The organism is Streptomyces sp. NPDC006655, assembly GCF_040703965.1.
Taxonomy (GTDB): domain Bacteria; phylum Actinomycetota; class Actinomycetes; order Streptomycetales; family Streptomycetaceae; genus Streptomyces.
Genome location: NZ_JBEYJU010000201.1, coordinates 1 through 6,381, shown reverse-complemented (window position 1 = coordinate 6,381; position 6,381 = coordinate 1). Strand labels below are relative to the sequence as shown.

Annotated in this window: 6 protein-coding genes and 1 pseudogene; 2 read left to right on the top strand and 5 right to left on the bottom strand. The window is 70.1% G+C overall.

What is annotated here, in order from left to right:
• Positions 1-639 precede the first annotated feature (639 nt).
• Positions 640-847: pseudogene (locus AB0958_RS44265) on the top strand (DUF6233 domain-containing protein); the annotation flags it as partial.
• Between the two features lie 109 nt (positions 848-956).
• Here AB0958_RS44265 and AB0958_RS44260 read toward each other — a convergent pair.
• The 3 genes from AB0958_RS44260 to AB0958_RS44250 all read right to left on the bottom strand — a co-directional run bounded on the left by AB0958_RS44260 (position 957) and on the right by AB0958_RS44250 (position 3,523).
• Complete coding sequence (locus AB0958_RS44260; RefSeq protein ID WP_366896146.1) at positions 957-1,889, bottom strand: anti-sigma factor RsbA family regulatory protein; 933 nt, start codon at positions 1,887-1,889, stop codon at positions 957-959.
• On the bottom strand, positions 1,889-2,185 hold the full coding sequence (locus AB0958_RS44255; protein ID WP_366896147.1) for an STAS domain-containing protein: 297 nt from the start codon (positions 2,183-2,185) through the stop codon (positions 1,889-1,891). The genes AB0958_RS44260 and AB0958_RS44255 overlap by 1 nt, the downstream gene beginning before the upstream one ends.
• Before the next feature lie 855 nt (positions 2,186-3,040).
• Positions 3,041-3,523, bottom strand: coding sequence for an ATP-binding protein (locus tag AB0958_RS44250; RefSeq protein ID WP_366896145.1), 483 nt, complete (start codon positions 3,521-3,523; stop codon positions 3,041-3,043).
• 145 nt (positions 3,524-3,668) lie between these two features.
• On the opposite strand from AB0958_RS44250, the gene AB0958_RS44245 reads away from it, so the two are divergent.
• Positions 3,669-4,049 carry an STAS domain-containing protein gene (locus AB0958_RS44245; RefSeq protein ID WP_366896144.1) on the top strand — a complete coding sequence of 127 codons (381 nt, stop codon included), beginning with the start codon at positions 3,669-3,671 and terminating at the stop codon, positions 4,047-4,049.
• 50 nt (positions 4,050-4,099) lie between these two features.
• On the opposite strand, the gene AB0958_RS44240 is transcribed toward AB0958_RS44245, so the two are convergent.
• Positions 4,100-4,468, bottom strand: coding sequence for an STAS domain-containing protein (locus tag AB0958_RS44240; RefSeq protein WP_366896143.1), 369 nt, complete (start codon positions 4,466-4,468; stop codon positions 4,100-4,102).
• Complete coding sequence (locus tag AB0958_RS44235; RefSeq protein WP_366896142.1) at positions 4,465-5,889, bottom strand: SpoIIE family protein phosphatase; 1,425 nt, start codon at positions 5,887-5,889, stop codon at positions 4,465-4,467. The genes AB0958_RS44240 and AB0958_RS44235 overlap by 4 nt, the downstream gene beginning before the upstream one ends.
• Between the last annotated feature and the right edge of the window lie 492 nt (positions 5,890-6,381).

Here is a 6,381-nt window from a genome sequence, read left to right as displayed (position 1 = left end):
GGCCCGGCCAACAGGTCGGGCCCGCACGGCTGCTCCGGTCTGTAGTCCCCGCGCCGCGGTCCTGCTCGGCCGTTCGCGCAGTTGCCTGAGCCCCTTCCCCGGGCCGGTGGCCGCGAGACGGAACCGGCAGCAGCCCAGCGCGCGGCCCTTAGCTGCTGCCCGATGGGCGGGCTTCCGGAACGGGTCCACCAAAAGCGGTACGGACACGCGGCGCGGATGGGCCGCTTGGGCGTTCGGTGACGGAGACCAGGATCTACCCGAGGAACTTGCCCACGTTGATGTCCATGCCCTGGAGTTGAGAGAACGCGGGGGCCGTCACCGTCCCCACAAGCCTGATGGGGTTGGCGAGTTGACCGAGCTGGCCACCGACCGGACCGGGGTCGACGCTCGGAGCGAACGCTGAGGCGCTATACGCCGGAAGGCTCAAGCCACCGAGAGAAAGGAGCGCGACAGCCGCAACTCTGGACCCTTTATTCATTTCTGTTCCTTACGGGGTTCGGACAGCGTCCGGCACGCGTCACCCACCGGGACGGGAGCGCCTGCCTGCCAGACCAACGCACCAGGCGGATCTTGGTAACGGCCGCATGCAACAGTCGAACGGCGCTCACCCGCGACACCTCGCCACACAACCTTTGCCATGTCCTGCACGCACCGGACTGCGAAGAGGCACCGCAGGGCGCGCCCCTGCTCGATGTGGAGCACGCGCTGAACGTCGCGGAGAGACCCCCGGAGGCGGCAATGCGGCTTGTGCGGGTGCGCTCAGGAACTGACCCCGATGCTGAGCGGCTTCGACCTCATGGGATGGATGTGCAGCAGCCGGTTCAGCAATGTTGGGTCCGCGAACTGACGCCCACCGCCGCTCGCCCAGACGCATGTTCATTGAGGTGAGCAGAAATAAAGATCCGCGAGACGAGCAGGGCGGGCGGCCACCCGGACAGGTGGCCGCCCGCGCGCTGTCACAAGCTGAGGTAGAAGCGCACGGTCGTGCCGTTGTCGCCGGTGTGTACGCGCACCAGGTCGGCCACGTAGTGGACCAGCATCAGGCCCCGGCCGCCCAGCTGGCCGCGCTCCGGCGGGCGGCGGCCGGCCAGCGGATCGGTCAGCCGGCCCGCGTCACGGACCTCGCACACCAGCTGGCCGCGCTCGGCCCAGATGGCGAGTGTCCCGCGGCCTCCGCCGTGGATCACACTGTTGGTCGTCAGCTCCGCGACCGCCAGCTCCACATCCATCAGCCGCTCCCCGGTCATGCCCAGCCGCGTCGCCTGAGCGAGAGCGAACCGGCGGGCCGCCGGAAGGTCCTCACCACCGTAGGCGAAGGCCACGGCGTCCGGTGCAGGCGCAAGCGCCTCGTTGTACCGGTCGACGACCGCCTGCCAGTCGTAGACGTCGCTGACCGACTCACGGCCCTCCCCGCTGATGAGGGTCGGGTGGGTGACCTTCGCATCGGCGATCACCTGCGGATCCAGCCGCACCTCGTCGTAGGGGCACAGGATCGTCACCGCCCGGCCCTCGAACGCGGCGTTGATCAGCGCCTCGTGCTGCGCGCACGCCGGGTACTCCGTCGCGCTACGCCCGGCCCAGATCGGCTCGCCGATGATCCGCACGCGCCCCTTCGGGTGGGCGTCGGCGAATCCGCGCAGCACCTTGGGGATGATCCGCCCCGGGTTGCGGCCGGCCTCGGTCATGTCCAGGAACAGGATGCCCTCGGCGTCCCCACCCAGACCTGCCTTGATCAGCTCCAGGTTGGGGCCGGGCACCGCCACGGCCATCGGCTCGCCGTTGGTCAGGCCCTCGCGCAGGAAGGCCACCGTCTGCCGCGTGTACTCCTGATCGGTGCGGTAGAAAAGGGCGGGGTGCACGAACGCCTCGTGGGTGGTCACCGTGCCCATCACAGAGCCACCTCGATCCGGTCCAGGCCCGGCCAGAACATCTCCAGAACCCGCGGCAGCTGCGGCGGGGGATTCTCGACCACCACCCTGCCGTCGGGCAGGTTCATGGCGGTGAGCGCCAGCGCGGTTACCCCGGCCACGTCGACGAACGCCACATCCGACAGCTCCACGTACGACACGCCCGCGTGCCACCGGGCCAGCTCGGACAGGGCCTGCTCCCAAGACGGGCGAGTGAGGGCGCTGATCTCACCGCGGGCTCGTATCCCGGCACGACCGGGCAATGGGCTCACCTCCATCGCGGCTCTCTCGGGCACCGGGGCGGGCCCGCCCACCGCATGTGGGGCATCCACGCTCGGACTCCTTCACATCGAGCCGCCTGCCGACCGTCCCGGCACGGGCAGAGGAAAGGCTCCTCCCGACGGGGCAGTGTATCCAGGCGGCCGACACGCCTGGTTCTGCACATGGGAGCTCGCGCAACAGTCAGACGCAACGTGGCGCGGTTCGGGCTCGAGGGCTGGAAGGCCGCGCGGCGGCACGGGCATCGATCCTCGGCCACCCACCCCAGCGCCGCATTGCTCCCAAGGCTCGGCGTCTGCGCGGGATTGCCCCGCGAGCAGGTGGTGACTCGTCCCCAGTGGGGTTGGGAAGCAAGCCCCCCGCGGGTGTCCTCCGTAAAGCTGCTGCCGGGGGACTCACGCGTAGTGAGCGCTGGAATCGGATGGATGCTGACAGTGAACCGGGGCGGGCGTGTGAGAGTGCCCCTGTCCGCTGTCTTTCCCGGTGATTGCCTTGGCCTCATCCGTCCCTCCCCGCCCTCAGTCCACGGCGGCGGCCGATGAGCTGGTGGAAGAGCTGGAACGGTTGCGGGCGCAGAACCGGCAGCTGCAACAGGCGCCCTGGCCTCGCACGCCGTCGTCGACCAGGCCATCGGCGTCCTGACCGTCCTGGGACAGATACCCCCCGTGCGACGGCTTCACGGTGCTGCGGGAGGTCTCCCAGCACACCAACATCAAGCTGACAGAGGTCGCTGAACAGGTCCTCAAGCACGGTCAGGGCGCGGCGCTGCCCGATGTCCTTCTCGGAGAACTGCACGCAGCGCTGGCCCGGCACACCGCCTCACGCCCAGTCCTGATGGGGGCGGCCCGCGTCGTCTACAGGGGCGGGCGTCCGGCGATGGCGCCGCCGGGGTCGTCCAGGAGGGCGATGCGGGCGGTGATGCGCTTGCCGACCGGCTCCCGCTGCGCTGCGAAGCCCTGGGCGACGGCCATGACGATCTCCAGACCGTGCTGGCCCACCCGTCCCTCGTCGGCGGCCCTCGCCACCGGCAGCACCGGATCGCAGTCCCACACCACCACCTCGACCGCGTCACCGACGACGCGCAGGTCCATCAGTACCGGGCCCGGCGCGTACTTGCGGGCGTTGGTGACCAGCTCGCTGACCGCCAGCTGGGTGAGGTCCATGGCCCGCTGCGAGACCGGCAGGCCGTACTCCGCCTGCACACAGGTGAGGAAGCCGACAGCGAGGTGGCGGGCACGGGCGATGGACGTACCGTCGCCCTCCAGGGCCACCGTGGTCTGAAGGGCTTGCTCATCCGGTACCGCGCTGTCCTCACCCACCGCGGGTGGTTTCCTCACGGCTCGCTTCTCTTACCCCGTTCACACCCCCGCGCGTACCCGCGCATGCGTAGTACACGCTTTACGCCTCCGGCAGGAAGGCATTACCCGGGCTGTGCAGGGCAGCACTGCTGGGTGAAGGTCCTGGTGTGCCAGGATCACCGACATGGCTGAGGGAGAGATGGCGGACACCGGACAAGCTGAGCAGCCGGGTCAGCTCTCGGTCGTCTCCGCCGCCACCGACGGTATCCGCGTGCTGACCCTTGCGGGTGAGATCGACCATGACACCGGCCAGGCGCTCCGCCAGGCCCTGAACGCCTCATCCGGCGCTCCCCGCCCCCGCATCGTGATCGATCTGAGCCGGGTCACCTTCATGGACTCCACCGGCATCAACATCTTCGTCGCCGCCCACCGCACCCTCACCGAGGCCGGCGGCTGGATACATCTGGCCGCACCCACCGAAGCCGTGAGGCGCACCCTGCAGATCATCGGCGTCGACGCAGTGATCGACTGCCGTGAAACCCTCCGCCAAGCACTCAGCGACTGACCGATCTCCCGTGCCGGCCATGCGCTGACCACTCCTGCGAGCGAGGGGTTTCAGGCGGTGGTGCGGTTGCCTTGGCGTGCGGCGAGCGCGGCGTCGGCGCTGGGGTAGGCGGGCAGGAAGGTGTCCATCCCGGTGACGCCGAGCAGGCGGCTCAGCCGGTCGGGGATGGCCGCCAGGGTCAGGGAGCCGTCGGCGTCCTTGGCACAGCGCCAGATGCCGACGAGGGCGCCCAGTCCTGAGGAGTCGCAGAAGGTGACGCCCGAGAGGTCGGCGACCAGGTCAGGGTGGCCGTTCGCGATGAGTTCCAGGGCGCGGGCCCGTACGGCGGGTGCGGCGGCGATGTCGAACTCGCCGGCCAGGGCGATCACGGCCAGGGCACCGTCGGTGTGCGGGACGTCGATGTGGAATGCGTCGGTCATGGGCGTGGGTTCTCCTGCCCGACGGAGACGTCGGCGGTCGGGGCGGCGGCGCTGTGGGCGGTGGTGGTGATGCCGGCGGGAGCAGCATCGGGGGTGGGGACGGACAGGGCCAGCAGGGCCACGTCGTCGCGTTCGGTGTCGGGGAGGGTGTCCAGGAGCGCGACGGTGTCGTCGATCAGGGCGCCGGCACTGACCGGCGCCGGCCGCTGGGCCAGGAAGTCGGTCAGGCCCGTGTCGGCGAGCATGTCACCGTCGGCGGTGCGGGCCTCGGTCAGCCCGTCGGTGTACAGCAGCAGTCCCTCGCCGGGTGCCAGGTGCAGGGTGCGTGAGGCGAAAGCGGCTTCGGCGAACGCGCCGACCAACATGCCGCCCTTGGCGCGGGCCGCCTCCACCCGGACGCCACCCCCCTCGACGGGGCTGAGGTGGTAGGCGGGCGGGTGACCGCCGGTGGCCAGCGTGACCGTGAAACCGCCATCCCGGGCCGGATCGAGCAGGCCGAAGACAGCCGTGCAAAAGCGGGTACCGACCGCCGCGTCCAGCAACAGCGCGGTGTTCAGGGCCTTGAGCGCAGCCGTGGGGTCCGCGTCGACGAGAGCTGCAGCCCGCAGCGTGTAGCGGGTCAGTGAGGTGATCGAGGCGGCTTCGGCGCCCTTGCCGCACACATCGCCCAGGAAGAACGCCCACCGGCCCCCGCCCACGGGGAAGACGTCGTAGAAGTCACCGCCCACTTCCTGCGGGGAGGCGGTCTTGTAATGGCAGGCCAGCTCCAGGCCCGGTACCGCGGGCAGTGCCGGGGGCACCAGGGTGCGCTGCAGGGTGGAGGCGAACGCGGCGATGGCCGCCTTGTCCCGCTCGGCACGCTGGCGGGCCTCTTCCTCCGCCTGGCGCTTCTCCTGCTCGATCTTGCGGCGCTCCTGCTCGGCGCGTACCGCGTTCAGTGCCGACAGCCGCAGCTCGAGCTGGTCACGCACTACCGCGGCCAGGTCTGTGAGGGCGGAGGCATCGGCCTCGCTGATCTCGCGGGGGCGGGTATCGAGGATGTTGACCGTGCCCAGGCGGTGCCCGTCGGCTGTGATGATCGGAGCGGCGGCGTAGAACCGTACCCCCATCGGGCCGGCGACCAGCGGGTTGGAGCAGGCGACCGGGTCCAGCAACGTATCGGGGATGACGGTGGTGTCATCACGCAGCACCGCCGAGGCACACAGGCCCGGGTCCCGGCCGATCTCGCTGACGCCTTCCAGCCCGTGCGCGGCCTTGAACCAGATCCGGTCCTCGTCCACGATCGTCACCGTCGCCACCGGCACCTCGAACAGCCGCGCGGCCAGCGCCGCAACGCGGTCATAGGCGCCGTCCGGCGGAGTGTCGAGAATGTCGTAACGGCGCACCGCCGCCATCCGCGCCGCCTCGACCGACACGGCCACAGGCCCGCTTGGTGCTATCACAGGCGGGCTCGCTTGTTCCGGCATGTCCCTCGTCTCGTCATCCCCCCAGGAAGGCACCGACCAGACAGCCAGCACTCCGGAACCATACCGAACACGGCCGACGCACCCGATCCGACGACGAACTTCGTAGTGCGCACCGGCATCGTGGACGGCCGTCGACCCACCGACCGCAATCGGGCGCAGTGATCGGCGAAAAGGCGAACGTGACTGCGCTTGTGGTCCGGACCACAAGCTGCTCACCGACCTGAACACAAAACTCCGACGGTACGTTGCCCCCGGCCAGGTCGACCAGGTCTGCCGCCGCGAGGACCTGGCGGACCTGGTCGCCGCCGGCACCCTGCTAGGACCGGAGCAGGACGCCGCGCGACCCGGTATGGGGTCTGTGTAGCGAACGGTGGAACTCGGTCGGTCTTGTTCAGTGGCGTCCGGCGGTGAGCCGGCCGTCGAAGGTGATGTCGAAGGCTTGGAGTG